Genomic DNA, 24,672 nt, shown 5'->3' with positions numbered 1-24,672 from the left:
CACTTGACCGCGACTGCCGCACTCCTCGCCGACATCGAGCGGACCGAGCACATCCTCGACGGTCACGAGCCCGATCCGGCCACCGCCCCCGCCGAGCCGTGCGCCGTAACCACCGACGACGAGGCGACCGCGTTCTTCTTCGTGTGCTGAGTGTGCTGACGCAGCCGCCGTCCGTGTGGCTCGGGCGGGTCGACGCCGAGGCCCTGGCGGGCGTGGAAGCCGCGTGTCAGGACCATTCCGGCCTGCTCCGCGCCGGACTGTCCGCGTTGCTCGACCGGTATCCCGGCAGCGTCCCGTCACGGCTCTTCGGCATCGCTGTGGCGGGCGCCCTCACCGGGCGCCCCGAGGAGGCTGTGCCGGTGGGCACGGTCTCCCGACTCTGGTGGGCGGGCGCACAGGCGCTGGACGACCTCGCCGACGGCGTCGGCGAGGTCGCCGGCGAGGTCGTCACTCCCGACGGGAAAGCGGTGCTGCTGGCGATGGCCTGCGGCACGCTCGTGCCGTTCGCCGTCATAGACCGGCAGCCGCTTCCGCCGGAGATCACCGAGTCCTGGCGACGCACGCTCCTCGGCACATCCATCCAGGCCACCGCGGGACAGCTCGCCGACCTCGCCTCCTTCGACAGCCCGTGCACCTGGGCGCAGGTGATCCGGAGTTACCGGGGAAAGACCGGCGCCCCCTATGGACGCGACGCCGTGATGGCGGCCCGCCTGTCGACCGACGACCCGGTGACCCTGCGCGCCTGGCGAGTGTTCGGCGAACTGTTCGGCCTCTTGCGGCAAGTGGCCAACGACGCCGCGCACGACGGCTCCGGCATCGACGAGGACCTCGCGAACGGGACCCTCACCCTGCTGCTCGCCCACGCCCTGGAGACCGCCGGCCCCGAGACACACGAGCGCCTGCTGCGCCTGCGGATCCACGCCCGCCGCGACCTGGGCGCGCGGGCCGAACTGTCGGAGGCCCTGCGCCGGCCCGGTGTCACATCCGGCTACGCCGACCGGATCGGCGCCCTGCGCGATCAAGCGTGTGCTCTGCTCGACCGCCTGGCTCCGGCCTCCGACCACCGCGACCTGCTCCACCATCTGCTGCACGGCTCGGCACGGCTCGCGGTCGCCGCCCGGCCCTAGCGTCCGTACGGAGAAGGGGTCGGCCCCGGCGGAGAACCCGCCGGGGCCGACCCCTTACCGCTTACGACGACGCACTACGCGCCGACGAGGCGCCCCGCGAGGTAGCCCTCGATCTGGTCGAGGGACACCCGCTCCTGCTTCATCGAGTCACGCTCACGCACCGTGACCGCGTTGTCCTCGAGGGTGTCGAAGTCGACCGTCACGCAGTACGGCGTACCGATCTCGTCCTGGCGACGGTAGCGGCGGCCGATGGCGCCGGCGTCGTCGAACTCGATGTTCCAGTTCTGACGCAGGGCGGCGGCCAGGCCCTTGGCCTTGGGCGACAGCTCGGGGTTCCTCGAAAGAGGCAGCACCGCGACCTTCACCGGGGCCAGCCGGTGGTCCAGGCGCAGGACCGTCCGCTTCTCCAGCTTGCCCTTGGCGTTCGGCGCCTCGTCCTCGACGTACGCGTCGAGCAGGAAGGCGAGCATCGCGCGACCGACACCGGCCGCCGGCTCGATGACGTACGGCGTCCAGCGCTCGCCGGCCTCCTGGTCGAAGTAGGAGAGGTCCTGGCCGGAGGCCTTGGAGTGCGCGGTGAGGTCGTAGTCCGTGCGGTTGGCGACGCCCTCCAGCTCGCCCCACTCGTTGCCGCCGAACTGGAAGCGGTACTCGATGTCAGCGGTGCGCTTGGAGTAGTGGGAGAGCTTCTCCTTCGGGTGCTCGAACCACCGCATGTTCTCCTCGCGCATGCCCAGGCCGGTGTACCAGTTCCAGCGCTGCTCCATCCAGTACTCCTGCCACGTCTCGTCCTCGCCCGGCTTGACGAAGAACTCCATCTCCATCTGCTCGAACTCGCGGGTGCGGAAGATGAAGTTGCCGGGCGTGATCTCGTTGCGGAAGGACTTGCCCATCTGCGCGATGCCGAACGGCGGCTTGCGACGCGAAGTGGTCTGCACCTGGCCGAAGTTGGTGAAGATGCCCTGGGCGGTCTCGGGGCGCAGGTAGGCGATGGAGCCGGTGTCCTGCGTCGGACCGAGGTGGGTGGAGAGCAGACCCGAGAACTGCTTCGGCTCGGTGAACTGACCCTTGTTGCCGCAGTTCGGGCAGTTCACATCCGCCAGGCCGTTGGCCGGGGGACGGTTGTGCTTGGCCTCGTACGCCTCCTCCAGGTGGTCCGCGCGGAACCGCTTGTGACAGGAGGTGCACTCGGTGAGCGGGTCGGAGAAGGTGGCCACGTGACCGGAGGCCACCCAGACCTCGGGGGCCAGGATCACGGACGAGTCGATGCCGACCACGTCCTCGCGGGACGTCACCATGTAGCGCCACCACTGGCGCTTCAGGTTCTCCTTGAGCTCGACACCCAGCGGTCCGTAGTCCCAGGCGGCCTTCTGGCCGCCGTAGATCTCACTACAGGGGAATACGAAGCCACGGCGCTTGCTCAGGCTGACGATGGTGTCGATCTTGTCGGCGGCCACGGTGCTCTCTTCATAACGACGACGGACGACGAAGCGAGATGCTTCCAGCGAATTGATTCAGCGTACCGGCGGGTGCTCCCCCTGAACCAAATCGGTTCCCTTGCCCGAGCCCCTGCCGGACCTCTTACCCAGGACTTGTTGACAACGGTTTCCATATTTGTTGAAAATGACTGTCATGAACGTACGACGACTCATACCGGGCACCGCACTCGCGGCGGTCACCGCCCTCGGCCTCGGCACCCTCACCGCGTGCTCCTCGGACAGCGCCGCCGCGGCCAACACGGACAAGTTCGACGTCGTCGCGTCGTTCTACCCCATGGCCTACCTCGCCGAGCAGATAGGCGGGGACCATGTGCACGTCACCAGTCTGACCGAGCCCGGCCAGGAGCCGCACGACCTGGAGATCAGCGCCAAGCAGACCGCGCAGCTCCAGGAGTCCGACGCGGTGCTCTACCTCAAGAACCTCCAGCCCTCCGTCGACGACGCGGTGGCCCAGTCCGAGGTCAAGACGAAGATCGACGCCGCCGCGCTGACCTCCCTGGAGAAGCACGGCAACGAGGTCGGCGGCCACGCGGCCGAGCACGACGACCACGAGAACGAGGAGCTGGCCGGCCTCGACCCCCACATCTGGCTCGACCCGGTGCGCTACGCCCAGGTCGCCGAGGGCGTCGGCAAGGCCTTCGAGAAGGCCGACCCGGACAACGCGGCCGACTACAAGGCCAACACCGCGACGCTCGTGAAGAAGCTCGGCGATCTCGACACCGAGTTCAAGACCGGGCTCGCGAACACGAAGACCAAGGTCTTCATCACCACCCACGCCGCCTTCGGCTACCTCGCCGAGCGCTACGGCCTGACCGAGGAGGCCATCAACGGCCTCGACCCCGAATCGGAGCCCAGCGCCGCGCGCGTGAAGGGGCTTGAGAAGATGGCGAAGGCCGACGGCGTCACCACCGTGTTCTACGAGACGCTCGTCAGCGACAAGACCGCGAAGACCATCGCCGCCGACGCCGGACTGAAGACGGACGTCCTCGACCCCATCGAGGGCATCACGGACAAGTCCCGCGGCAAGGACTACTTCTCGGTCCAGCAGGCGAACCTCAAGGCGCTCCAGACGGCCCTGGGAACCAAATGACAGATAGCGGCACGGAGGACGACGTCATGGGCGAGCCCGTCATAGCGATGCGCGGTGTCCGCGCCGACCTGGGCTCGCGCCCCGTCCTGCGCGGCATCGACCTCACCGTGCGCCACGGTGAGGTCGTCGCGCTGCTCGGCGCCAACGGCTCCGGGAAGTCGACCGCGATCCGCACCGTCATCGGACAGGTGCCGGTGAGCGAGGGCGAGATCGAGCTGTTCGGTACGGAGCGGAAGCGGTTCCGGGACTGGTCGCGGGTCGGTTACGTCCCGCAGCGCACGACAGCGGCCGGCGGGGTCCCGGCCACGGTGACCGAGGTCGTCTCCTCGGGCCGCCTCTCCCGCACCCGCTTCGGCGTCTTCCGCAAGGCCGACCGGGACGCCGTACGGCAGGCCCTGGAGCTGGTCGGCATGGCGGACCGGGCCAAGGACAACGTGGACGCCCTCTCCGGCGGCCAGCACCAGCGGGTACTGATCGCCCGCGCCCTCGCCTCCGAACCCGAACTGCTGATCATGGACGAGCCGATGGCGGGCGTCGACCTGGCCAGCCAGGAGGTCCTGGCGCGCACGCTGAGGGACCAGGTCGCGGCCGGCGCCACGGTTCTCCTCGTCCTGCACGAGCTGGGCGCCCTGGAGCCCCTCATCGACCGGGCGGTCGTCCTGCGCGACGGCTGCGTCCAGCACGACGGCCCGCCCCCTCGGGCCCTCGGCCAGCACGCGCTCCCCGGCCACGACCACGTACACCCCCACTCCGAGCACGAGCCGATACGCACAGGACTGCTGAGCTGATGGACTTCCTCGACTACGCCTTCATGCAGCGGGCGCTGCTCGCCGCCGTCCTGGTCGGCATCACCGCCCCCGCCGTCGGTATCTACCTCGTCCAGCGCCGCCAGGCCCTGCTGGGCGACGGCATCGGCCATGTGGCGATGACCGGCGTCGGCCTCGGCTTCCTGCTCTCCTGGTCCCCGGTCTGGATGGCGACGGCGGTGTCCGTCCTCGGCGCCGTCGTCATGGAGCTGATCCGCTGGTACGGCCGCACCCGCGGCGACATCGCCCTCGCCATGCTCTTCTACGGCGGTATGGCCGGCGGCGTGATGTTCATCAACCTCGCGCCGACCGGCTCCAACGCGAACCTCACGTCGTACCTCTTCGGGTCCCTGTCGACCGTCTCGGAGTCGGACGTGACGGCGATCTGTCTGCTGGCCGCCTTCGTGGTCCTCGTCACCGTCGGCCTGCGCCGCCAGCTCTTCGCCGTCAGCCAGGACGAGGAGTTCGCCCGGGTGACCGGCCTGCCGGTGCGCGCCCTGAACCTGCTGACCGCGATCACGGCGGCGGTGACCGTGACGGTGGCGATGCGGGTGGTGGGCCTGCTGCTGGTGTCCGCCCTGATGGTGGTCCCGGTGGCGGCGGCCCAGCAGCTGACCCGGAGCTTCGCCGCGACGTTCGCCATCGCGGTCGCCATCGGCGTCTCCGTGACCATCGGCGGCACGATCACGTCCTACTACCAGGACGTCCCGCCCGGCGCGACGATCGTCCTGCTGACCATCGGCGCGTTCTTCGTGCTGACCGTGCTGGCCGCCCCGATCGCCCGCCGCCGCGCCCGCGCCCTGGCCGCGTCCCAGCCCGCCGGCGACCCGGCGGAGTGCGCGATTCCGGCCACCAGGGGGGCGGGCGACGGGACCCGCCTTGCGGATCAGGTCACAGGAAAGTAACGGTGCTGGTGAGTGCCGGTGAGCGGGGCATGGTGCGTGCAGCTGCAAGGCGGAGGAGGGCGTCGACGCGGAGCGTCGGCAACCGACGACAACGCCGCAGATGGGCGTGCCATGCCCCGCGTCTGTGGCCTGATCCGGAAGGCGGGTCCTAGGCCGGCGTCTGACTGGGCACAGGCCGGGCTGGCACAATGGCCCGGCAAGCCGCAGTCGTGAGGAGGCAACGGTGACGACCGCTGGACCGCCCGTGAAGGGCCGCGCAACCCGGCAGCGTGCCGCTGTCTCGGCTGCGCTCAACGAGGTCGACGAGTTCCGCAGCGCCCAGGAACTGCACGACATGCTCAAGCACAAGGGCGACTCGGTCGGCCTCACGACCGTGTACCGCACCCTCCAGTCCCTCGCCGACGCCGGCGAGGTCGACGTCCTGCGCACCTCCGACGGCGAGTCCGTCTACCGCCGCTGCTCCACCGGCGACCACCACCATCACCTCGTCTGCCGCACCTGCGGCAAGGCGGTCGAGGTCGAGGGCCCGGCGGTCGAGAAGTGGGCGGAGGCCATCGCGGTGGAACACGGCTACGTCAACGTCGCCCACACGGTGGAGATCTTCGGCACGTGCGCGGAGTGCGCGGGTCGGCAGGGCTGACCCGCGCCCGTGCCCGGGATCAGCCGCGGCCGAAGCAGCGTTCCAGCTCCGCGAAGTCGTAGAACTTGCTGCCCTTGGAGATGGGGTGGCAGGCGGACTTGAAGGCCGTCTCCTTCTCGTTGTAGAGCATGCGGACCAGGTAGCGGCCGTCCTTCTCGTAGACGTCCCACTGGATGTTGGAGCCCAGGGGGGCCACGTCGGCGCCGCGCCAGGAGTTGGTCGCGTAGGTGTACGGCTTCTTCACCGTGACCGGCTCGGTGCTGCCGGGCAGGCCCATCAGGGCGGCCAGCGGGATGATCTCCTCGGCGTGGGTGAAGCGGAGTTCGGCGCCGAGGGTGCTGGTGCCGGCCTTCTTCGCCTCGATCTGCCGGAAGAAGTCGTCGAGGAGGACGTCCGCCATCTTGTACGTGATGTCGCTGTCCGCGAAGCCGGGGCCCTTCTCGTAGAAGTCCTCGGTGTCGCTGAGGTACCCGAACCAGGAGGCGTCCGAGCCGGAGATGTACCGCTGCATGTCCCAGCCCTTGCCGTCCGGGGCCGGGCTCTCCTCGGCCATCGCGGGGGCGATGGCGTACAGGTTGTAGACGGCCTGGGCGGCGGCCACCTGGTCCGCGGCGCTGAGTCCGGCCACGAAGTCGGCCTTGAAGATCCGGCGCAGGACGCTGATCGCGGCCTGGTGGGTCTTCGGCTGGTCGGTGATCTTCGCCAGGGTGTCCGCGAGACGCTGGTCGTTCGCGATGTAGTCGCGGTAGGCCGCGCCGCCGTCCGCCTTGTGGAAGTAGAGCAGGTCCTTGTCGGTGCGGGTCGCGCCGATGAGCGGCTTGAGGGCCGGGTCGGTGTCCGCGAGCCCGGCGGCGTAGAGGTTGGCGCTGTCGACCGCGCGTCCCTGGCCCGAGCTGACGACGTCAATCTTCTCGCCCTTGGCGGCGATCCCGGTGAACAGGGACGGCAGACGCTCGGCCATCCGGACGGCCGTGTCCTGGATCTCCTGCTTGCCGAGCCCGCTCAGGTTGCCGTAGCCGATCTTCGCCATGGCGGCCTGGAGGGCGGTCACCTTCGGGCCGAACTCCTTGCCCTTCCCGGTGAGTTGTCCGGCCGCCTGCGCCTTGTTCCACAGTGCGAGGATCAGGTCGGCGTCCTCGCCGTCCGTCGCGGAACGGGAGCCGTGCCGGGAGACGTTCTCCGTGAAGACGGGCGCGAAGCCGGCCGGGGGCCGCTGGTAGGAGCGGACGCTCTGCTCGGGCTCGTACGTGGCTTTCGTGCCGTAGCTGTCACGGTGCGCGAGGTGCGTGGCGGAGTCGGAGGCGTGCGCGGGCAGCGCGGTGAGGACCAGCGCGCCCAGGGCCGTGGCGAGAGCGGGGGTGACGCGATTCATGTGCGGGCCGTTTCAACGAGCGGGTGACCGGATTTGATCCCCCGCAGCGTCGACGGCCCGCGTGAACGCACAGCGGCTAGGAAGTGGCCTGCTGGTCTGGGGTTGTCCCTTCCATGGCCAAAAGTTCCTCATTCGGGATCGCGCCGCCGAAACGACGGTCCCGGGAAGCGAACTCCAGGCAGGCCCGCCACAGGTCGCGACGGTCGAAATCCGGCCACAGCACGTCCTGGAAGACCATCTCGGCGTACGCGCTCTGCCAGAGCAGGTAGTTGGAGGTCCGCTGCTCGCCGCTGGGGCGCAGGAACAGGTCGACGTCCGGCATGTCCGGGTAGTACAGGTACTTCGCGAGGGTCTTCTCGTTGACCTTCGACGGGTCGAGGCGGCCCGCCTTCACATCCTCCGCGAGGGCCTTCGCGGCGTCGGCGATCTCGGCCCGGCCGCCGTAGTTCATGCAGAAGTAGAGGGTGAGGCGGTCGTTGTCCTTGGTCTGCTCCTGGGCGATCTGGAGCTCCTTGGCGACCGACTTCCACAGCTTGGGCATCCGGCCCACCCAGCGCACCCGGATGCCGAGCCCGTCGAGGGTGTCGCGGGTCTTGCGGATGAAGTCGCGGTTGAAGTTCATCAGGAAGCGGACCTCGTCCGGCGAGCGCTTCCAGTTCTCGGTGGAGAAGGCGTAGAGCGAGATGTTGCGCACCCCGATCTCGACCCCGCCCTGAAGGACGTCCAGTACGCGCTCGGCGCCGACCTTGTGGCCCTCCGTGCGCGGCAGCCCGCGCTCCTTGGCCCAGCGTCCGTTGCCGTCCATGACGATCGCCACGTGTTCGGGGACCAGTTCGCCGGGAAGCTTCGGCGCGCGGGCACCGGACGGGTGCGGCTCCGGTGCCTTGTACTCCCGACGCTGCCGCCCCAGGAACCCGCGTACGACCATGACTCTCTCGTCTCCCTAGTCTTACTTTTCCACGTACCGGAGGGAGCGCAGGCCGCGCTCCAGGTGCCAGTGCAGATAGGCCGAGACCAGCCCGCTCCCCTCCCGCACGTACCGCGGCTCGCTCGCGTCCGCGGTCTCCCAGTCTCCCGTGAGCAGCGCGCCCAGCAGGACCAGCGTCTGTGGCGAGGGTACGACGCTGCCGGGCGCCCGGCAGTCGACGCAGACGGAGCCGCCGGAGGCCACGGAGAAGAACCGGTTGGGCCCGGGCATGCCGCACTTCGCACAGGCGTCGAAGCTGGGCGCGTAGCCGTTGACGGCGAGGGAGCGCAGCAGGAACGCGTCGAGGACGAGATGCGGCGCGTGCTCGCCCCGGGCCAGGGTCCTGAGCGCCCCGACCAGCAGCAGGTACTGCTGCACGGCCGGCTCGCCCTCGTGGTCGGTGAAGCGCTCGGCGGTCTCCAGCATGGCCGTCCCGGCGGTGTAGCGCGCGTAGTCGGACACGATGCCGCCGCCGTACGGCGCGATGGTCTCGCTCTGTGTGCACAGCGGAAGCCCGCGCCCGATCAGCTCGCTGCCGCGCGCGAAGAACTGCACGTCGACGTGCGAGAACGGTTCCAGCCGGGCCCCGAACTTCGACTTCGTCCGCCGCACCCCGCGAGCCACCGCCCGCACCCGGCCGTGCCCACGCGTGAGCAGCGTGATGATCCGGTCGGCTTCGCCGAGCTTCTGCGTCCGCAGGACGACGCCGTCATCTCGAAAGAGACTCACCGCGCACCCCCGCCGGACTGCCGGGGCCCGCGTGACAACAGCATGATGCGGTCTGCCTCACCCGGCTTCTGGGTGCGCAGCACGACGCCGTCATCACGGAACAGGCTCATGCCGCCCATTCTCGCCTACGCGGCGGGCGGCAAGCACCCTTCGGGATCCTGGCTCGGCGGACGATAGTCGGGTGCTGGTCGGCGATGGCGGTGGATGCAATGTCCGCCGGCCGCTCGCGAGGTCAACGACGCCGGCGGGATCGGTGGACGACCGCTCGAGCTGGTGGTCCGGCACCGTCGTCGAGCTCGACATGAGCGCGCTCACCCCCGCGGCCGTGTGCGACGCACTCGTCGGGCATCGCGCGACAGCCCTCCTTCTCCTGGTCGGCCACCCGGAACCGGCGGTGTCGATCGTCCGGTCCGTCCGCCGCGACCGGCGTCTCGCCGAGATCCTGATCGGTGCTCCGGCCGGGCAGCCGGCGTTCGCCGAATGGGCGGCGTCGCTGGGCGACGACGGCGCCGCGATCCCGTTCCTGCGCTATCTGCCGGAGCGCCTCGGCCCCCTCGGTGCGCGAGTCGGGGCGGCCCTGCACGAGCGGCTGGCCGAAGCGCCCTCCTTCGTCGCCTTCGAGGGCTACGACACGATCGCCGTCCTCGCCGATGTGCTGCGCTCCCCCGGCTCGGACCGGGCGCGCACCGCCGCGTCCTGGCCCCGCGTCCCGGCCTCGCGTCGCGGTCGAGGGCACCCGGGGGCTGATCCGGTTCTCCCGCACGCCGGGCATCAGCGTGTGGCAGTGGGCGCGGACGCCGGTCCAGGTCGTCGATCGAGATCCGGCGGAACCCGGTCGCTTCCGGATCCTCCACGCCGACTGAGAGTGCGCGGCGTGATCACCAGTTCGGCGTCCAGGTCCCGGCGGCGTCGTGGCCGGCTGTCGTGGCGGCGAGGTGGGCGCGGAGGGTGGCCAGCGCCGGGTGGGGGTTGTCGCGGTGCCAGAGGAGCGAGTGCGGGTAGACGGGCGTCGGGTCGGTCACCGGGATGCGGCGCAGGCCGTGGTCGGCGGGCCAGATGAGGCGGGTGTGCTCGCCCATGAAGGTGGCCAGGGCCGGGGTGTCGGCGATGGTGTCGAGGAGCGCGTCGGAGCCGAAGTTGGGTCCGGTCGCCTCGATGGTGAGGCCGAACTCGGCGACGAGGTCGTCGTAGTAGGCGCCCCACTCGGTGCCGGGGGCGATGCCGGGCATCCAGATCCGGTGCCCGGCGAGCTGGGCGAGGGTCACCGACCGGGCGCCCGCCAGCGCGTGGGCGGGGCCGGTGAGGAGCTGGAGCGGCTCATCGAGCACCCGGACGGACTCGATGTCCTCGGGAAGGGGCCGGCCGGGCACGGCGACGGCGCGGAAGGACGCGTCGATCACACCGGACCGGATGGCGGCGACGGCCGTCTCGATGTCGAACAGCATCACCACGTCGAGGTCGGTCTCGGGGTGTGCGCGGTGGAAGCCGCGCAGCAGGGCCGACTGCGCGCTGCGCGAGGTGATCACGTCGACGCGCAGCGGACGGCGGCCGGCGCGCACGGACGCGACCGCGCGCTCGGCGACGCGCAGCAGTTCGCGCGCGTGGGGCAGGAACGCCTGCCCGTCGATGGTGAGTTCGGCGCCGCGCGCGGTGCGGGTGAACAGCCGCACGCCGAGGGTGCGCTCCAGCGCGGCGATGCGTTTGGAGACGGCCTGCTGGGTGATCGCCAGCTCGGTGGCGGCCTCCTGGAACTGCCCCGCGTCGGCGGCGGCGACGAAGGTCCGTACGGCGTCGAGATCCATGCCGACACCCTAGGTCCACAACCGTTGGTTGTGGCCGTCGGCCCTGTGGTTGTTTGATCCCAGGCCATGGCGCCCGCTTTGATGCTTCCGGTCGCGGATCGGTTGTGCAGGGTGAGTGGCGAGGGGCGTCGGGCATGAGGAGCGGGCATCGGCTGGGGCGGCGGTTCGGGTGGCTCTGGGGGGCGTACGGGACCAGCGCGCTCGGCACCTGGCTGGCCTTCGGCGCGTTCCCGCTGATCGCCATCCAGGTGCTGCACGCCGGACCGGCCGAGGTCGCCGCGCTGGCCTCCGTGGGGGCCGCGGTGGGCGCGGCCGTGGCGGTGCCGCTCGGCCCGTGGGTGGAGTTCCGCCGCAAGCGGCCGGTGCTGATCGCGATGGACCTGGTGCGGTGCGCGGCGCTGCTGACGATCCCCATCGCGTTCGCGCTCGGCGTCCTCACGTTCCTTCAGCTCCTGCTGGTGTCGGTCGTCGTCGCGGCGGCCGACATCACCTTCCGCGCCGCTTCCGGCGCGTATCTGAAGACGCTGCTGCCGGCCGAGGACCTGCTCGTCGCCAACGCCCGGTTCGAGTCCACGGCCTGGACGACCACGATCGTCGGACCGCCGCTGGGCGGCGCGGCGATCGGACTCCTCGGTCCGGTGGCGACGGTGGTGGCCGACGCGGTCAGCTACCTGCTCTCGGCCCTGGGCATCCGCGCGATGGGCGGGCACGAGCCGCCGCCCGGGCGCCGGGAGGCCGCGCGCATGCGGGCCGGGGACCTGCTCGACGGCTGGCGGTACATCCTCGCCGACGCGACGCTGCGTCCGCTGTTCTTCAACACCGCCCTGTTCAACGCCCTGGTGATGGCCGCCCAGCCGCTGCTGGCCGTCCTGATGCTCGGCCGGCTCGGGTTCACACCGTGGCAGTACGGCCTCGCCTTCGCCGCGCCCTCGATCGCCGGGCTGCTCGGTTCGCGGCTGGCCAGGCCGCTCGTCACCCGGTTCGGGCAGCACCGGGTGCTGGTCGTGACCGGGGCACTGCGCGCGATCTGGCCCGTCGGCCTGGCCTTCCTGGGGCCGGGCACCGGCGGGCTGCTGCTGGTGATCGGCGTCGAGCTCGGGCTCATCTTCTGCTGCGGGGTCTTCAATCCCGTCTCCGTCACCTACCGCCTGGAACGCACGGCGAACGACCGGGTCGCCCGCACCCTGTCCGCGTGGGCGGTGACGACCAAGGCCACGACCGCGCTCCTGACAGCCGTCTGGGGTGTGCTGGGCAGCCTGCTCGGCCCGCGTACGGCCATCGGGCTGGCCGGTGCGCTCCTGCTGGCCACCCCGCTGCTGCTGCCTCGGTCAAGTCCCTTCCGGCGGTGGGCCGTTCGGAGTTCGGGCCCGTAGGGCGCTGGGGACGCCGTTCGGGGAGTTGGTGGGATCGGCCGCGTCCCAGAGGAGGTTGAAGCGGCGGATCAGGGGTTCGACCTCGTTCGCCCGGGCGTTGATCGTCGTCGAGGAGTTCACGCTGAGCTGGTCGGCGTGGATCTCGTACGACAGCGCTCCGTCGAAGACGATGAAGTCGATCATCTTGCCGCGCCGGAGGTAGGGCGGGAGTTCCTCCAGGGCGACGACGCGGACGTCGATGCCCATGTCCCGCTGTTCGGTGGAGATCGGGACGAGCCCGGCGAACTCCTCGTGGCGTTTGACGATGAACAGCCGCCGTACCGCGATTCCCCGCTCGATGATCGCCTCGCGCTGGGCGGTGAGATAGCGGCTGGCCGGCTCGGTGCTCCAGAAGCCGTCGTCGACGACGGTGGTACTGATGGCGTCGATCCGCGCGCGCGTGCACCGGGTGAGCGTCAGGAGCCAGTCGTGGTTCTCGCCGGGGCTCTTCGCGCTGAGGTTGGTGAAGTCCTCCATCTGCACGGCGAGCCGGTCGATCTCCGCGTGGGCGAAGGCGTGCAGGATCTCGGGGCCCATGGACACGACCTTGGTGGCGTTCTCGGCGAGCCGGGGCACCCCGTCGCCACGCAGCCGTTCCACCTCGTTGAAGAGCTTGGTGGCCCGCCCTATGTCGGCGAACCGTCTGTCCACGGACTCCTTCACGGCGTGCATCTGGTTCACGAAGGACACCAGGAACTGCACGATCAGCACGATGCCGCCGCACAGCACCGACAGCACAAGCTGCCAGGGCCCGTCGTCGTTCGAGTCGATGACGTTGGTGAGCACATAGACGACGCCGCCCACCACCACCGTGACCAGGAGTTTCTGGGTCACATGGCGGGCGCCTTGGTGTGGTGCCGTCGGTGCATTCATCTCGCTTTCTCCCCCCGTTGGGATCATCAAGCTGTCGGTAACGCCTCGCGTCTCGTGAGGTTCTGCAGGACCAGCTGGTCGCGGACGCGCTGGGCCAGCGCGGTCCACTGCCTGCCGTAGCCGGAGGTGCGCTCCAGCTCCTCCCAGGCGGTGTGCAGGGTGCGGTCGACGCGGGCCAGCGGCATCCACAGATGCAGCAGATGGTGGACGAGCGGGCGCAAAACCTTCAGTACGGCCCGGTCGTCGTCGGAGCCGACGGGCAGCCCGTCGAGTTTGTCGGCGACGGTCGTCAGCAGCCAGTCGTGCAGGGCGAGGTCCTCGCAGAGCCCGGCCGCGGCGGCGGGCTCGGTGCCGCGCGGGACCCGGAGCTGGACGATACGCAGACCGTCCTCGGCCTTGGTGAACTGCAGGGACGCCTCCTCGCCGTCGGCTGCCGGGGCCGCCGTCCAGCGCAGGCTGGTGTCGACGGTGGTGAGCGGGGTGTCGTAGTCGAGGACCTGGTGCTGACGGGAGATGCGCGCCAGCAGGCTCTCCGCAATGGATCCGACGTCCAGCTCTCCTTGTTGGTTCCCCGTCAGGAAACCCTCCGTAACCGATTTCTCGGGGAGTCTGCCGACGGGGACCAGCGTGCCGGGCCGGACCAGGTAGTAGCCCCAGGGGCGGCGCCGGTCCGGGCCTCCGCCGAAAAGGGAGAAGTACGCCGTCGACTGCAGCACCCGGCCTTCGACCAGCGCCGCCCGCCCGGTCACCGTGCCGACCGCGCGGACCCGGGCGCCGGTGGCGGTGGGCAGCCGGCAGTCGACTCCGGTGAGGACGTCCGGGGAGACGGCGTACCGGTTGGGGTGCCGGGAGACCCGTACGCGTTCGTCGGCGCGCAGCCGCAGCAGTCGTACGGCGGTCCGCTCGTCCACCGCGGCGCGGGTGGGCAGCAGGCAGGTGCGCACCTCGCCGCAGACGAGGACGGGACCGTCGGGGGTGCCGAGGCCGGCCATCACAGTCCCGGCGGGAAGATGTAGGAGGTGCGGTCCACTATCCCGGCGGGCACCGGAATGCCCTCGGCCGCCGACCGTTCGGCGACCTGCGCGAGTGCCTCGGCCTCGACCTGGACCTGGTCGAGGACGACGCGTACGGCGTGCTCGACGGGCAGGAAGCGGGCCGGGAGCACGCTGCATGTGACGTACGCGGTGAAGGGCGCCGCCGACTTGTTGAGCTTGAGGACGGGCGGCAGGGCGTCCCACTCCGCCGGGAACGCCTTGTCGAACCAGTCGGCGGGCCGCAGCACCGCCTCGCCGTCGTGGCGCAGCAGGCCGAGCCGGACCAGTTGCCAGACGGAGGCGAGGAAGGCGCAGGACCAGGTGCGTTCGTCCTCGGGGCCGTTCCACAGCTCGACGTCCATGAAGACGGAGTGGCCGCGCGCCTCGGTCTCGCTGGGCGGCTGCCAGACGCTGCCGGCCGCGTCCAGGGCGGCGGAGGTGCGGCGGGCGGGGGCGCGGCGGCCGTTGCTGAGCCAGCCGGTGCGGCTGACGGGCGGCCGGAAGCCGTTGCTGCCGGGCGGCGGGGACTCGACGAGGCGGTGCAGGACCGCTTCGGCGAGTTCGGCCCGGTCGCGGTGGGCCGGGTCGGCCACCGCGCAGCCGGACTCGCGGGCCAGGTAGTCGATGGCCAGACCGGCGTCGGCGGCGGCTTCGAGGAGCGGTGGGATGAGTTCGGCGGGGGTGGAGAGCCGGGAGAAGTAGTCGTCGATGAGGAAGCAGGTGCTGATCCGGGGGCGCCGGCCCGGGGGCAGCGGGCCGACGGCGGCGCGGGCGGCGTCCACCCAGGGGCGTACGGCGGCGAAGTGACGGCGCAGCCGGTCGGGACCCTCGACGAAGTCCTCCATATACAAGTGGCCTAATTCCAGGGACAGATGGGAGAACGGCACGGATTCCGTGCGCGGCTCGGCGCTGGTCTCCCGGAAGGCCGCCGGGGAACGGGTCACAGCTCCCCCCAGAACTTGTCCTCGGTCAGCCGCTGGGCGAGGTCCCCCATGGCCTGCCAGGTCTCGTTCGCCGCGATCCTGCGGTCGTGCACGTCCTCGTCGGTGATGAGGCGTTCCTGCCACTGAAGGACGGGTTCCAGCGGAATGGACGTCAGGACCCGGGTCTTGCCGATGCCGCGTCCGGCGGCGAGTTCCTCGAGTTCCTTGTCGCACTGGCGCATCCACGCGTACTGCGCGGGTGACACCTGCGCCCACAGGGGTGACTCCAGATCGGGTACGGCGGCACGGACGAAACGTATGGAGTTGTTGAGCGCCTGCGGGAGGTGGCCCATGTCGGTACCCGCCTGAACAATGCCCTGTTTTCCGTACACGAGTTCGGCGGCGGCCATGACGTGCTGACGGGTCCAGCGGTGATAGACGAGCCAGCGGGATTTCAGCCGCGCGAGCCCGCCGCGGGGCGAGGTGGCGACGAGTGCGAGGTCCATCGCATAACTGCGTCCGGCGCTCAAGTCCACGACAATGAGGTCGAATTCGCGTTTCAGGCCGAGGACGAGATCGACACAGCGGTGCAGGTTCTCCTCGTCGGTGACGAATTCACCGCCGGTGCGGTCGCCGGGCAGCAGCACCAACCGACCTGATCCGGCAGGGCGGTTGCGCAGGTCGGGGTGTTCGGTGCGGGCCCAGACGTCGACCCGCAGCGGCTTGCCGGTCCTGCCCTGGAGGTAGGAGTGCAGTCCGTGGCCCTCGGCCTCGGAGAGGACGTCGGGCAGGTCGAACACGGCCGCGGCGGTGGGCGATCCGAAGTCGAAGTCCAGGTAGCAGACGTCGTCCCCGTCGAGGGCGCGGTGGTAGGCGAGGTTGGCACTGGTCACGGAGCGGCCGGTGCCGCCCTTGTCGGAGGCGGCGAAGACGAGCACGGCTCACACCCCCCAGGAGCCGGCGTCGCCCCGGGCGCGCGCGAGGTCGTAGAGCCGGGCCAGCACGCCGAGGGCGAGCGAGTGGGCGGTGCCGGGCTGTCGGTCGACGAGCTGGCGGGCGCGGCGCAGGTCGGCCTCGATGGCCTTGATCTGTTCTCCCTGGGGGCTCTTGGGGGCGGGGGCGGCCTGCTCCATCTGCTCCTTGCCGAAGAGGTGGGCGGCCTCGCTGATCGCGGCCTGGGCGAGTGCGGACATCTCGGAGCTGCGGATCGGGTTCTGGGAGTAGAGGGCATGCGCGGCGACCATGCACTCGGTGACACGCTCGGTGATGCTCCAGGACAACGGGCCCTGTCTGACGGGTGATTCGGGGTACACGGCGTGCACGTTGTCCCACAGGCCGACGCCCTCGCCCTCACTGATCCGGCGGGCCCAGAGGTGGTCGAGGATGTCCTCGGCGAGCCGCAGCAGCCGGTCCTGCGAGGCGATGTTCCGGGACAGCGCGCACAACTGGAGGGTCCGCTTGAGGAGTTGGGCGGAGAAGTCGCCCATCGTCCACTTCATGGCGGAGCCGGCCTGTTCACTGCCCAGCAGCGGCAGGGTGACGCCGGGGGTGTGCAGGCCGATCGCCGGGTCCTCGCGGGTGGGACGGCTGGTGATCCGGCCGCGGTCGGCGAGCCGTTCCATCACGGCGACGGTGCGGGTGAGGTCGTCGTCGGTGGCGCGCCTGCGGACCAGGTCGTGGACGAGGATGGAGGCGACGGAGAGGGAGAAGTACTCGGACTCCAGCTGCTGGAGCGTGGTGCGCCAGGGGATCTCCTCCAGCGGCCAGGTGGCGTCGTCGAAGCGGGCGATGCCGGACCAGTACTGCTGGGTGATCTCCCAGCGCAGCCGCAGCGCGTCGGCGAGCCTCTGCTGCTCGGCGGTGAGCAGACCGAGGACGAGGGTGCGCTCGGAGGACAGGTCGGGGATGCCGTCGAGGGCGACGACGGTGAAGTACAGGTAGGGCACGGCCCGGGCGAAGCCCTCGGGCTGTTTGCCGATGATCTCGGCGGTGGCCGGCTCGACCTCGACCTCGGGGGCGCCCTGCACCAGGCTCCAGGCCCAGCCGCACTCGAACAGCCGGTTCTCGTTGCGGAGTTCGTCGGTGACGTCGGAGTCGAGGCCGAGCACGACGCTCTCGGTGATGAGGGCGCGCAGCGACTTGAAGCGGTCCTGGAAGCGCTGCAGGACCTGCCGGTCGGAGAGCCGGCCGCGGCCGAGGAGGCGGGAGAGGGCCTGTCCCTGCTCGGAGTTGATGTCGACGACGTTGACGGTGAAGGAGCGCAGCAGGCTCACCATGGCCGCGGTCAGCCGGGCGCTGGTCTCCTCCCAGAGCTTGTCGATCCGGGCGAGGGTGGCCGCCCGCCGGGTCTTGCCCCGGTAGACCTTGAGGAAGCCGAGGGTGGCCAGGCAGAGCGTGATCGACATGGAGTAGGCGTCGACGACGCCGATCTCCCGTTGCTCCTTGGAGAGTTCCTGCTCGGGGTCCGCAGCGGCGAAGTAGTAGCCGCCGGCGAAGGTGGGGCCCTCCTCGCCGCGGTGCTTCTCCATGAAGTCGCCGAGGATCTCCACGAGGTTCGCGGGAATCTCGCTGGAGTCGCCCGCGTTTCTCAGGGCTCTTTCCACGTCGAGCTGGGTGGTGTCGGGGTCGTCGATCCGGAACGGCCCGATCTCGGTGGCGGGATACAGCAGACAGAGCAGCCGCTCGGCGTCGGCGACGCTGCTGCGGCCACCCCACTCGCCCCATTCCCAGCCACCGCTGTCAAAGGAATGGCGGGCAATGGACTGCCACACTTCGAGCAGATTCTGCCGCGGTTTGATCTGCATGCCCATTCCCCTCAGACAGGAGAGTCGCTGCGTCGGCCGCAGACCAGAATCATTCCGGTGTATCCATCGCGCACAAGGTCACCCGGATTGTCCAGGTGATACATCTTCATGTCCTGGGCCAAATCACCGAGCGCGGTCTCGACCTCGGTGTCGTCGATATCCCGGGCGGGGAATTCCACGTCACCCACGCGATATCCGACGGAATGCTCCATGAATGCGGCGGCGAAAGGCGCGCCCGGATTGAGGGCGTTCATGAAGCAGCCCACTCCGCGCCGGAATTCGGCGAGGGAGGTGGTGATGGACTCGGCGACGAAGAACATGGTGCCGAGGTCCCAGCGGCGCGGGTCCGTGCCGAGGTCGAAGAGACTGCCCGACTCCGGGCGCCGGACGGCCTCCTTGAAGCGGACCCGGGGCGCGACGTCGAGCTTGGCATATGCCTCGTCCTGGCAGAGCACGTCCCAGAACTGGTCCCAGTGCGGGGCGTAGTCGGCGCGCTGACTGCGGAGGTACTTCAGGTTCCGGGCGGACCGCTCGAGGAGAGTGATCCGGTCGCACCAGGGCAGCATGGCGAGGGCGGGATAGAGATTGGGCCCGGCACCGACGTCAATACCGGAAGGAACTCGGCCGCCGTCCGGGAAATGATCACCGAAGTGGCTGCTGAAGTGGTCCCTCATCCGGGAAACGATCTCCTGGTCAACCGCCTGCATCGTGAGGTAGTTGTGGCTGATGTACTCACCGGGATCGAAGTCGTCCCAGGGTACGTCCGCATTCAGCTTTTGGTCGGCGGCGGTTCCAGAAGTCATGGTTCAGCCTAGCAGCAGGCGGGGGTCTTGAAGGCGTGCAGGCAGATCGCAATGATGGAGATCAGGTAGGGAAATCAGACAAGGATCCAATTCGATTTGTCGACATTCCACAAGGGGACGGTATGATTCCACTTCGAACCGGTGAACGGAACTTACGGATCAGAACGGCCAAGGACACCGATCTCGACGATATCGTCCGACTCGACGCCGAGGCCTTCCCGGCCGATCCCTACCCCTTCTTCGTGCTGCGCCAACTCCTCACCGCGTTCCCCGACTTCCTGCTGCTCGTGGAGGACGGCGAGGAACTGCGCGGCTATGTGCTCGCGACCCCGCCGCACGACGCGCAGAGCTGGGTCCTCAGCCTCGGCATCGTCCCCGACCTGCGCGGACAGGGGCTCGGCCGGCACCTCATGACCCGGATGCTCAGCCATCTGCGCGCCCAGGGCACGCACGCCGTCTGGCTCTCCGTGGAGCCCGGCAACGAGACCGCCATCTCCCTCTACCTCTCCCTGGGCTTCGTCGCGGACCCGGGCGGCCCCCGCAAGGACTACTTCGGCCCCGGCCAGCACCGCCTCCTCATGTCGCTGAACCTGTGAACCGCCGCACGTAACCCCGCTGCCACGGCGTCTCCACCGCCCGCCGGTCGTAGTGCCGCCGTACGAACTCGACCGCCTCCGCGGCCGGTACACCGTCCAGCACGGCGATACAGGCCAGCGCCGTCCCCGTACGCCCGCGTCCGCCGCCGCAGGCGACCTCCACCCGCTCCGGCGCGGCCCGCCGCCACGCCTCGCCGAGCGCCTCACGGGCGGCGGCGCGGTCCGTGGGCAGCCGGAAGTCCGGCCAGCGGATCCAGCGGGACTCCCAGGGGACGGGAGGGGGCTGCCTCCCCAGCAGATAGACGCCGTACGACGGTGTGGGTGCCGTCGCGTCGAGCGGGTGCCGCAGTCCACGTCCACGCACCAGCCGCCCCGAGGGCAACGCGAGTACCCCGGGCTCATCCTTCGACCACGTCCCGCTCTCCATCCCCCTATTCGAACGTGGTCGCGTCCGCCGGGCAACCGATTCCCCCCGACCCGTGGTCTGGAGGGCGAGGAGGGTGCTTGATGCAGGCCGAACTTGAGGACCGGTTTCAGGAGTTCGTCCGGGCGCGCTGGTCGCGACTGGTACGGACCGCCTATCTGCTCACGGGGGACGTCCACCACGCGGAGGATCTGACACAGACCGCGCTGGCGAAGGCGTACCGGTCGTGGCGGCGGATCGCGCGTACCGACAACCCGGAGGCGTACGTCAGACGGATGCTGGTCAGCTGCAACAGCGACCGGTTCCGCAAGAGACGGGTGACCGAGGCGCTGACCGCGGCCCCGCCGGAACGGCCGGGGCGGGACGAGGTGACCGGCCGGATCGAGGAGCGCGGCTCCCTGATGGCCGGGCTGGCCCGGCTGCCCGCCAAACAGCGGGCGGTCGTCGTGCTGCGGTACTGGGAGGACCTGTCGGAGGCGGAGGTCGCCGAAGTGCTCGGCTGCTCCCCCGGCACGGTGAAGAGCCAGGCGTCCAAGGGGCTGGCGAAGTTGCGTACATATCCGGGACTGGCCCCCAGCCGCACGGTCTCCGGCCAAGGCCAGGGAGGCAGCAGGTGAGCTGGAAAGAGCAGCGGGACACGGTATGGGACTCCGCCCAGGAACCTGAACCCGACCCCGACTTCGAGGAGCAGCTGCGGGAGCTGCTCGCACGGGACGCCGACGCCGTGCGCCCGGCCCCGGCGCCGTATCCGGCGATCCGGCGGCGCGGGGTGGCCGAGCGGCGGCGCCGGGTGGCGGTGGCCGGGGCGACGCTGCTGGCGCTGGCCGCGATGCCGGTGGGGGCGTACGCCACGGGTGTGCTCGGCTCCGGTACGACGGCACCGGAACTCGCGGTCGGCACCCAGAACGCCACGGCCACCGAGCCGGCCGCCCCGGCCACGACGGCGTCCGGGCCAGCCCGGCCGGCGTCGGACGGGCAGCTGCTCGACGGGATCACGTTCGCCCAGGCGGCGGACGGGCTGGAGACGTGTCTTGCCGCGGAGCGCCCGTCGGCCGCGCTCCGCGGCAACGGGACGGGCAAGGCGAAGGACTACCGGATCATCCTGGCGATGAAGAGCACCGGCGACTCCAACGCCCCCGGGGACGGCATGTTCGTCGTCGGCGTGAAGGACGGGCCGGAGCGTTTCCGGGTGGTCTGCAACATCGTGGACGGCGTGGCCTCCGGCATCAGCACCAGCTCGAGCGACGCCGACCCGCCGAACGCGGGCCCGGTCGTCGCCGACATCAACGCCGGCAAGCTGTACCAGCAGTCGGTGATCGACAAGGGCAACTGGAAGCTGCCCTTCCGCTGGGGGATGATCGGCACGGTCGAAGCGTCCGTCGCCAAGGTCACCGTCTCCTACGGCGACAGCGTCGCCGACCCCGCCGTCCTCGACCACGGCTGGTTCGTCGCCGCCGGAGTCATCGACGAGCAGGTCACCGAGGCCCCGCACATCATGGGCTACGACACCGACGGCAAGCTCGTCTACGACTCCGACACCGACTCCACCTACGACCGAGCCCTTCCCTAGAGGTCGTTGACCTCCAGGCGGCGGAACTCGATCGTCTCGTACGGTCCCGCCGTCCCGGTCTCGTACAGCACCCCGGCGGTCCCCGCGTCCACCCGTACGAGGTCGGAGTAGGCCGCGGGCTGCTCGGACAGGGTCACCGCCCGGGTGAAGCCGGCCGCGAGGTCGGCGCTGCGCCAGACCGCCATCGCCCGCCGGGTCGTGGGGTCGGAGGGGCCGGAGAACAGCAACGGGGCACCGGCACCCGGGAGTTGCAGGACGCTGCCCTGGACCACGGGCACGTCGTCGAGCGTGGGCTGCGGGGCGTAGGCGCGGACCAGGGTCTCACCGCCGTCCTCGGAGATGGCGTCCACCCGGTTGCCCGGAGCGTTGCCGCTCTGGTCGCGGGCACTGAAGTACACCCGTCCGTCCGGGAGTTGGGCGGCGATGCTCTCGTTCACGTTGACCGTGCCGTCGTAGTCGCCGTCGACGAAGCCCAGCCGCCAGGTGAGGCCCCCGTCGTCGCTGAGCAGGGCGTGGCCGCCGTAGTACCGGGCCTCGCGGCCGGTGTCGGGGGAACCGGCGGGCGGTGTGGCGGAGTGGTTGGCGGGCACGACCAGACGGCCCGCGTTCGGGCCCCGGGTGAGAGCGAGGGCGTGCCCGGGACCGGTGGCGTACCAGCGCCAGTCCGGCAGCCCGGCGTCGTCCGTGATGTCCCGGGGTTTGGTGAACCCGCGCCCGTCGTCCCAGCTGTGCTGGACGTACACCCGGCGGGCGGGCGCCTCGCCCCGCATGATCTGCGCCTCCGTCGCGGTGCCCTCGTTGGCGCAGCTGACGAGGACGACGGCGCCGGAGCGCGGGTCGACCACGGGGGCCGGGTTGCCCCGGGTGTGCCCGCTGCCCGCGGCCACCACGGTCAGCGGGCCCCAGGTGCAGCCGCCGTCGGTGGAGCGGCGCACCACGATGTCGATGTCCCCGGTGTCGCCGGGGCCGTTGCGGCGGCCCTCGGCGAAGGCCAGCAGGGTGCCCTGACGGGTCGTGACCACGGCGGGGATGCGGTAGGAGGCGTAGCCGTCCTGTCCGGCGGCGTAGGGCACGGAGGAGGTGCAGCGGACCGCGGCGGAGGCGGCGGCCGGGGTGGCGGTGAACGGGGTCAGGAACACGGCGGTGGCGAGGAGGGTACGGCTCAGAAAGGTCATCCTGGCTCCCTTGTGACGCCTTGGTGCGGTCTTCCTCACATGGTCCCCGGAGTCACCACCCCCGACTCGTACGCCACGACGAGTTGCGCCCGGTCCCGTGTCCCCGGTTTGCCCATGATCCGGCTGACGTGGGTCTTCGCGGTGAGCGGGCTCAGCCCGAGCGCCCCGGCTGTCTCACTGTCGGTCAGACCCCTCCCGACCAGGGCGAGTACCTCCCGCTCCCGGCCGGAGAGCTGCTCGGGACCGCCGACGGGCGGCACCGTCGGGCTGCGCAGGAACCGGGCGATCAGCCGTGCCGTGGGCCCCGGCGACAGCAGCGCCTCGCCGGCCGCTGCCGTCCGGATGGCGTCCAGAAGTTCGGCCGGCCGGGTGTCCTTCACCAGGAATCCGAAGCAGAGCAGCGGTCCGCCGAGCGAGTCGTAGCCCTCGGTGGCGTCGGTGGCGTCGGTGGCGAGCGCGCCCGGCCCGCCGACCTCGACGCCCATCCCGTCGGTGTCGTGGGTGCTCGGACGTCCCCGACGAACGCGTCCCGCTTGTCCTCGCCGGTGCCCGGCTCGGTGCCGGCGACCGGGTACATGCGGGTGGTGCCGTCGGCGGACGGGACGCCCTCGGGCTCGGTGGTCAGCGCGTGCTCCCCCGCGACGCGCGCGACCTGTTCCCCGGCGGCGAACGGTGACGGGGGGCGGCCCGGGGACCCTCGTTGCTCCCGGGGAGTATCAGGAGGGGGTGCCGGCGGCGGCCAGCAGCCGCGTCACGTCCTCCGCGTCGAGGGTCAGGGCCGTCCCCACCGTGGTCAGGACCTCTCGCTCGGCCGGGGTGTACGGGCCGTCGGCGAGGGCGATGCGGGCGCCCTGGAGCAGGATCGATTCGCGGCCGACGGCGGCGAGGTGCGGGGCGAGCGGGTCGAGGGCCTCGTGGAGCTCTATGGCGAGCCAGGCGCCGCAGGGGTCGCCGTAGGTGCGGCCGGTGTCGGAGGCGAGGGCCTCGACGAGGGCGACGAGCTGTTCCTCGGTGCAGTCGGTGAAGCCGGCCGCGCGCACGGCGCCGGTCGCCGTCTCCAGGGACGTACGCGCGCACGTGCCGCCCGCGGAGAGGACGGCGAGGGCGACGGTGTGGACGGCGTCGCGGAGCATCGCGGAGAAGCGGGTGGTGGTCGGGTGGTCGAGGACGTCCGTGCCGTACTGCCCCTGGCAGGCCGCGCACTCGACGACCGGGCCGGTCTCGCCGCGCGGGAGGACCGGTACGCCCAGGAAGGTGAACCGGCGGTGCCCGGTGAGGCGCTGGTAGTTGCGGTCGCCGCCGCAGCCGGGGCAGAAGAACTCGCCGTCCCCGACGGGTGTCCACGCGGTGCGGGTACCCAGGATGCGGGCAAGCCTGGTGACCTGGCCGTCTCGTCCCCGTCCTGGCAGCACGTCGCACCTCCGTAACCCCGCGGCAACATCGCCGCGTCTGCGTGATGTTAGCCACATGGGGCCGGAGTAGTCAGCACCCAGGACGAGACCTTTCCGTGACCTCCACGGAACAGTGGCCGATAAGCGACGAGGCGTTGATCGCCGTATACAGCGATCAACGCCTCGAAACCACCGGTCAGAAGGATTAACGCGTCGCGCGGTTGACGGCCGACACGACCGCCTTCAGGGACGCACGCGTCGTGTTCGCGTCGATGCCGATGCCCCACAGGATCTTGTCGTCGATCGCGCATTCGATGTACGAGGCGGCCTGCGCGGAGGCGCCCTCGCTCATCGTGTGCTCCTGGTAGTCCAGGAGACGCACGTCGATGCCGATGGACTGCAGGGCGTCGAAGAAGGCCGAGATCGGACCGTTGCCGGTGCCGGTCAGGACGGTGTCGGCGCCGTCGACGGTCGCCTCGACGGTCAGGGTGTCGACCCCGTCGGTGTCCGTCGTCGACTGGCCGGTGCGGACCTGGATGCGGCCCCAGGGGTTCTCGGGGTTCGGCAGGTACTCGTCCTGGAAGACCGCCCAGATGGCGGAGCCGGTGATCTCGCCGCCCTCGGCGTCCGTCTTCGCCTGGATGAGCTTGGAGAACTCGATCTGCATCCGGCGGGGCAGGTCCAGCTTGTGGTCGTTCTTCAGGACGTACGCGATCCCGCCCTTGCCGGA

At 70.6% G+C, this 24,672-nt stretch carries 25 protein-coding genes and 3 pseudogenes; 11 read left to right on the top strand and 17 right to left on the bottom strand.

From position 1 onward, the window contains the following. Positions 1-3 precede the first annotated feature (3 nt). On the top strand, positions 4-150 hold the full coding sequence (locus ACFPIH_RS35895; RefSeq protein WP_381181171.1) for a hypothetical protein: 147 nt from the start codon (positions 4-6) through the stop codon (positions 148-150). Further along, positions 144-1,127 carry a polyprenyl synthetase family protein gene (locus ACFPIH_RS35890; protein WP_381181173.1) on the top strand — a complete coding sequence of 328 codons (984 nt, stop codon included), beginning with the start codon at positions 144-146 and terminating at the stop codon, positions 1,125-1,127. The genes ACFPIH_RS35895 and ACFPIH_RS35890 overlap by 7 nt, the downstream gene beginning before the upstream one ends. 74 nt (positions 1,128-1,201) lie before the next feature. Here ACFPIH_RS35890 and ACFPIH_RS35885 read toward each other — a convergent pair whose 3' ends face one another. Continuing rightward, complete coding sequence (locus ACFPIH_RS35885; RefSeq protein ID WP_381181175.1) at positions 1,202-2,584, bottom strand: glycine--tRNA ligase; 1,383 nt, start codon at positions 2,582-2,584, stop codon at positions 1,202-1,204. A 175-nt stretch (positions 2,585-2,759) separates the two neighbouring features. On the opposite strand from ACFPIH_RS35885, the gene ACFPIH_RS35880 reads away from it, so the two are divergent. From ACFPIH_RS35880 to ACFPIH_RS35865, 4 genes are all read left to right on the top strand, one after another. After that, entirely contained in the window at positions 2,760-3,716 is a 957-nt protein-coding gene (locus tag ACFPIH_RS35880; RefSeq protein WP_381181177.1) for a metal ABC transporter substrate-binding protein, read from the top strand. A 26-nt stretch (positions 3,717-3,742) separates the two neighbouring features. Next, on the top strand, positions 3,743-4,504 hold the full coding sequence (locus ACFPIH_RS35875; protein WP_381181179.1) for a metal ABC transporter ATP-binding protein: 762 nt from the start codon (positions 3,743-3,745) through the stop codon (positions 4,502-4,504). Beyond that, positions 4,504-5,427 carry a metal ABC transporter permease gene (locus ACFPIH_RS35870; RefSeq protein WP_381181181.1) on the top strand — a complete coding sequence of 308 codons (924 nt, stop codon included), beginning with the start codon at positions 4,504-4,506 and terminating at the stop codon, positions 5,425-5,427. The genes ACFPIH_RS35875 and ACFPIH_RS35870 overlap by 1 nt, the downstream gene beginning before the upstream one ends. A 223-nt stretch (positions 5,428-5,650) precedes the next feature. Next, the gene (locus tag ACFPIH_RS35865) at positions 5,651-6,067 is read left to right on the top strand and encodes a Fur family transcriptional regulator (protein WP_381181183.1); all 417 of its coding nucleotides are present in this window, start codon (positions 5,651-5,653) and stop codon (positions 6,065-6,067) included. A gap of 19 nt (positions 6,068-6,086) precedes the next feature. Here the strand turns inward: ACFPIH_RS35865 and ACFPIH_RS35860 are convergent, their stop codons facing one another. The 3 genes from ACFPIH_RS35860 to recO form a co-directional block, all read right to left on the bottom strand. Further along, positions 6,087-7,439: a histidine-type phosphatase gene (locus ACFPIH_RS35860; protein WP_381181185.1), complete on the bottom strand. Its 1,353-nt coding sequence runs from the start codon at positions 7,437-7,439 to the stop codon at positions 6,087-6,089. Positions 7,440-7,515: 76 nt separating this feature from the next. After that, positions 7,516-8,367, bottom strand: a complete 852-nt coding sequence (locus tag ACFPIH_RS35855; RefSeq protein ID WP_381181187.1) for an isoprenyl transferase — start codon at positions 8,365-8,367, stop codon at positions 7,516-7,518. A gap of 21 nt (positions 8,368-8,388) precedes the next feature. Continuing rightward, on the bottom strand, positions 8,389-9,135 hold the full coding sequence (gene recO, locus ACFPIH_RS35850; RefSeq protein WP_381181189.1) for a DNA repair protein RecO: 747 nt from the start codon (positions 9,133-9,135) through the stop codon (positions 8,389-8,391). Between the two features lie 280 nt (positions 9,136-9,415). On the opposite strand from recO, the pseudogene ACFPIH_RS35845 reads away from it, so the two are divergent. Next, positions 9,416-9,998: pseudogene (locus ACFPIH_RS35845) on the top strand (ABC transporter substrate-binding protein); the annotation flags it as partial. Positions 9,999-10,013: 15 nt separating this feature from the next. Here ACFPIH_RS35845 and ACFPIH_RS35840 read toward each other — a convergent pair. Then, the gene (locus tag ACFPIH_RS35840; protein WP_381181191.1) at positions 10,014-10,937 is read right to left on the bottom strand and encodes a LysR family transcriptional regulator; all 924 of its coding nucleotides are present in this window, start codon (positions 10,935-10,937) and stop codon (positions 10,014-10,016) included. A gap of 134 nt (positions 10,938-11,071) precedes the next feature. On the opposite strand from ACFPIH_RS35840, the gene ACFPIH_RS35835 reads away from it, so the two are divergent. Continuing rightward, positions 11,072-12,310, top strand: coding sequence for an MFS transporter (locus tag ACFPIH_RS35835; RefSeq protein ID WP_381181193.1), 1,239 nt, complete (start codon positions 11,072-11,074; stop codon positions 12,308-12,310). On the opposite strand, the gene ACFPIH_RS35830 is transcribed toward ACFPIH_RS35835, so the two are convergent. From ACFPIH_RS35830 to ACFPIH_RS35805, 6 genes are all read right to left on the bottom strand, one after another. Beyond that, positions 12,266-13,183: a hypothetical protein gene (locus ACFPIH_RS35830; protein WP_381181195.1), complete on the bottom strand. Its 918-nt coding sequence runs from the start codon at positions 13,181-13,183 to the stop codon at positions 12,266-12,268. The two genes, ACFPIH_RS35835 and ACFPIH_RS35830, sit on opposite strands and share 45 nt — an antisense overlap. A gap of 65 nt (positions 13,184-13,248) precedes the next feature. After that, positions 13,249-14,214, bottom strand: coding sequence for an SCO2521 family protein (locus tag ACFPIH_RS35825; RefSeq protein WP_381181197.1), 966 nt, complete (start codon positions 14,212-14,214; stop codon positions 13,249-13,251). Further along, complete coding sequence (locus ACFPIH_RS35820; protein ID WP_381181199.1) at positions 14,214-15,200, bottom strand: SCO2522 family protein; 987 nt, start codon at positions 15,198-15,200, stop codon at positions 14,214-14,216. Before ACFPIH_RS35820 ends, ACFPIH_RS35825 begins: the two co-directional genes overlap by 1 nt. After that, a complete protein-coding gene (locus ACFPIH_RS35815; RefSeq protein WP_381181201.1) occupies positions 15,197-16,117 on the bottom strand; it encodes an SCO2523 family variant P-loop protein in 921 nt (306 codons plus the stop codon). Before ACFPIH_RS35815 ends, ACFPIH_RS35820 begins: the two co-directional genes overlap by 4 nt. Positions 16,118-16,120: 3 nt before the next feature. Further along, positions 16,121-17,983, bottom strand: a complete 1,863-nt coding sequence (locus ACFPIH_RS35810) for an SCO2524 family protein (RefSeq protein WP_381181203.1) — start codon at positions 17,981-17,983, stop codon at positions 16,121-16,123. Between the two features lie 11 nt (positions 17,984-17,994). After that, on the bottom strand, positions 17,995-18,786 hold the full coding sequence (locus tag ACFPIH_RS35805; RefSeq protein WP_381181205.1) for an SCO2525 family SAM-dependent methyltransferase: 792 nt from the start codon (positions 18,784-18,786) through the stop codon (positions 17,995-17,997). 122 nt (positions 18,787-18,908) lie between these two features. Here ACFPIH_RS35805 and ACFPIH_RS35800 point away from each other — a divergent pair, with 122 nt between their 5' ends. Further along, entirely contained in the window at positions 18,909-19,382 is a 474-nt protein-coding gene (locus tag ACFPIH_RS35800; protein WP_381181207.1) for a GNAT family N-acetyltransferase, read from the top strand. Here the strand turns inward: ACFPIH_RS35800 and ACFPIH_RS35795 are convergent. After that, on the bottom strand, positions 19,363-19,809 hold the full coding sequence (locus ACFPIH_RS35795) for a protein-tyrosine phosphatase family protein (protein ID WP_381181209.1): 447 nt from the start codon (positions 19,807-19,809) through the stop codon (positions 19,363-19,365). The genes ACFPIH_RS35800 and ACFPIH_RS35795 overlap by 20 nt on opposite strands. 80 nt (positions 19,810-19,889) lie before the next feature. Here ACFPIH_RS35795 and ACFPIH_RS35790 point away from each other — a divergent pair, with 80 nt between their 5' ends. Together ACFPIH_RS35790 and ACFPIH_RS35785 are read left to right on the top strand one after the other, a co-directional pair. After that, positions 19,890-20,423, top strand: coding sequence for a SigE family RNA polymerase sigma factor (locus tag ACFPIH_RS35790; RefSeq protein WP_381181211.1), 534 nt, complete (start codon positions 19,890-19,892; stop codon positions 20,421-20,423). After that, positions 20,420-21,376, top strand: coding sequence for a hypothetical protein (locus ACFPIH_RS35785; RefSeq protein ID WP_381181213.1), 957 nt, complete (start codon positions 20,420-20,422; stop codon positions 21,374-21,376). Before ACFPIH_RS35790 ends, ACFPIH_RS35785 begins: the two co-directional genes overlap by 4 nt. Here the strand turns inward: ACFPIH_RS35785 and ACFPIH_RS35780 are convergent. The 5 genes and pseudogenes from ACFPIH_RS35780 to ACFPIH_RS35760 form a co-directional block, all read right to left on the bottom strand. Next, complete coding sequence (locus tag ACFPIH_RS35780; protein ID WP_381181214.1) at positions 21,373-22,551, bottom strand: sialidase family protein; 1,179 nt, start codon at positions 22,549-22,551, stop codon at positions 21,373-21,375. The two genes, ACFPIH_RS35785 and ACFPIH_RS35780, sit on opposite strands and share 4 nt — an antisense overlap. A 35-nt stretch (positions 22,552-22,586) precedes the next feature. Next, a pseudogene (locus tag ACFPIH_RS35775) lies at positions 22,587-22,940 on the bottom strand (LuxR C-terminal-related transcriptional regulator); the annotation flags it as partial. 6 nt (positions 22,941-22,946) lie between these two features. Further along, a pseudogene (locus ACFPIH_RS35770) lies at positions 22,947-23,215 on the bottom strand (MMPL family transporter); the annotation flags it as partial. Between the two features lie 52 nt (positions 23,216-23,267). Further along, positions 23,268-23,963, bottom strand: a complete 696-nt coding sequence (locus ACFPIH_RS35765) for a TerB family tellurite resistance protein (RefSeq protein WP_381181216.1) — start codon at positions 23,961-23,963, stop codon at positions 23,268-23,270. Between the two features lie 184 nt (positions 23,964-24,147). Further along, positions 24,148-24,672: alpha-isopropylmalate synthase regulatory domain-containing protein (locus ACFPIH_RS35760; RefSeq protein WP_381181218.1), on the bottom strand; the 525-nt coding region annotated here is incomplete at its 5' end.

Origin of the sequence: Streptomyces vulcanius, assembly GCF_042653945.1 — a bacterium.
GTDB classification, from domain to species: domain Bacteria; phylum Actinomycetota; class Actinomycetes; order Streptomycetales; family Streptomycetaceae; genus Streptomyces; species Streptomyces mangrovi.
Note: the sequence above shows the minus strand (reverse complement) of the source record. Positions and strands in the feature narration are given on the sequence as shown.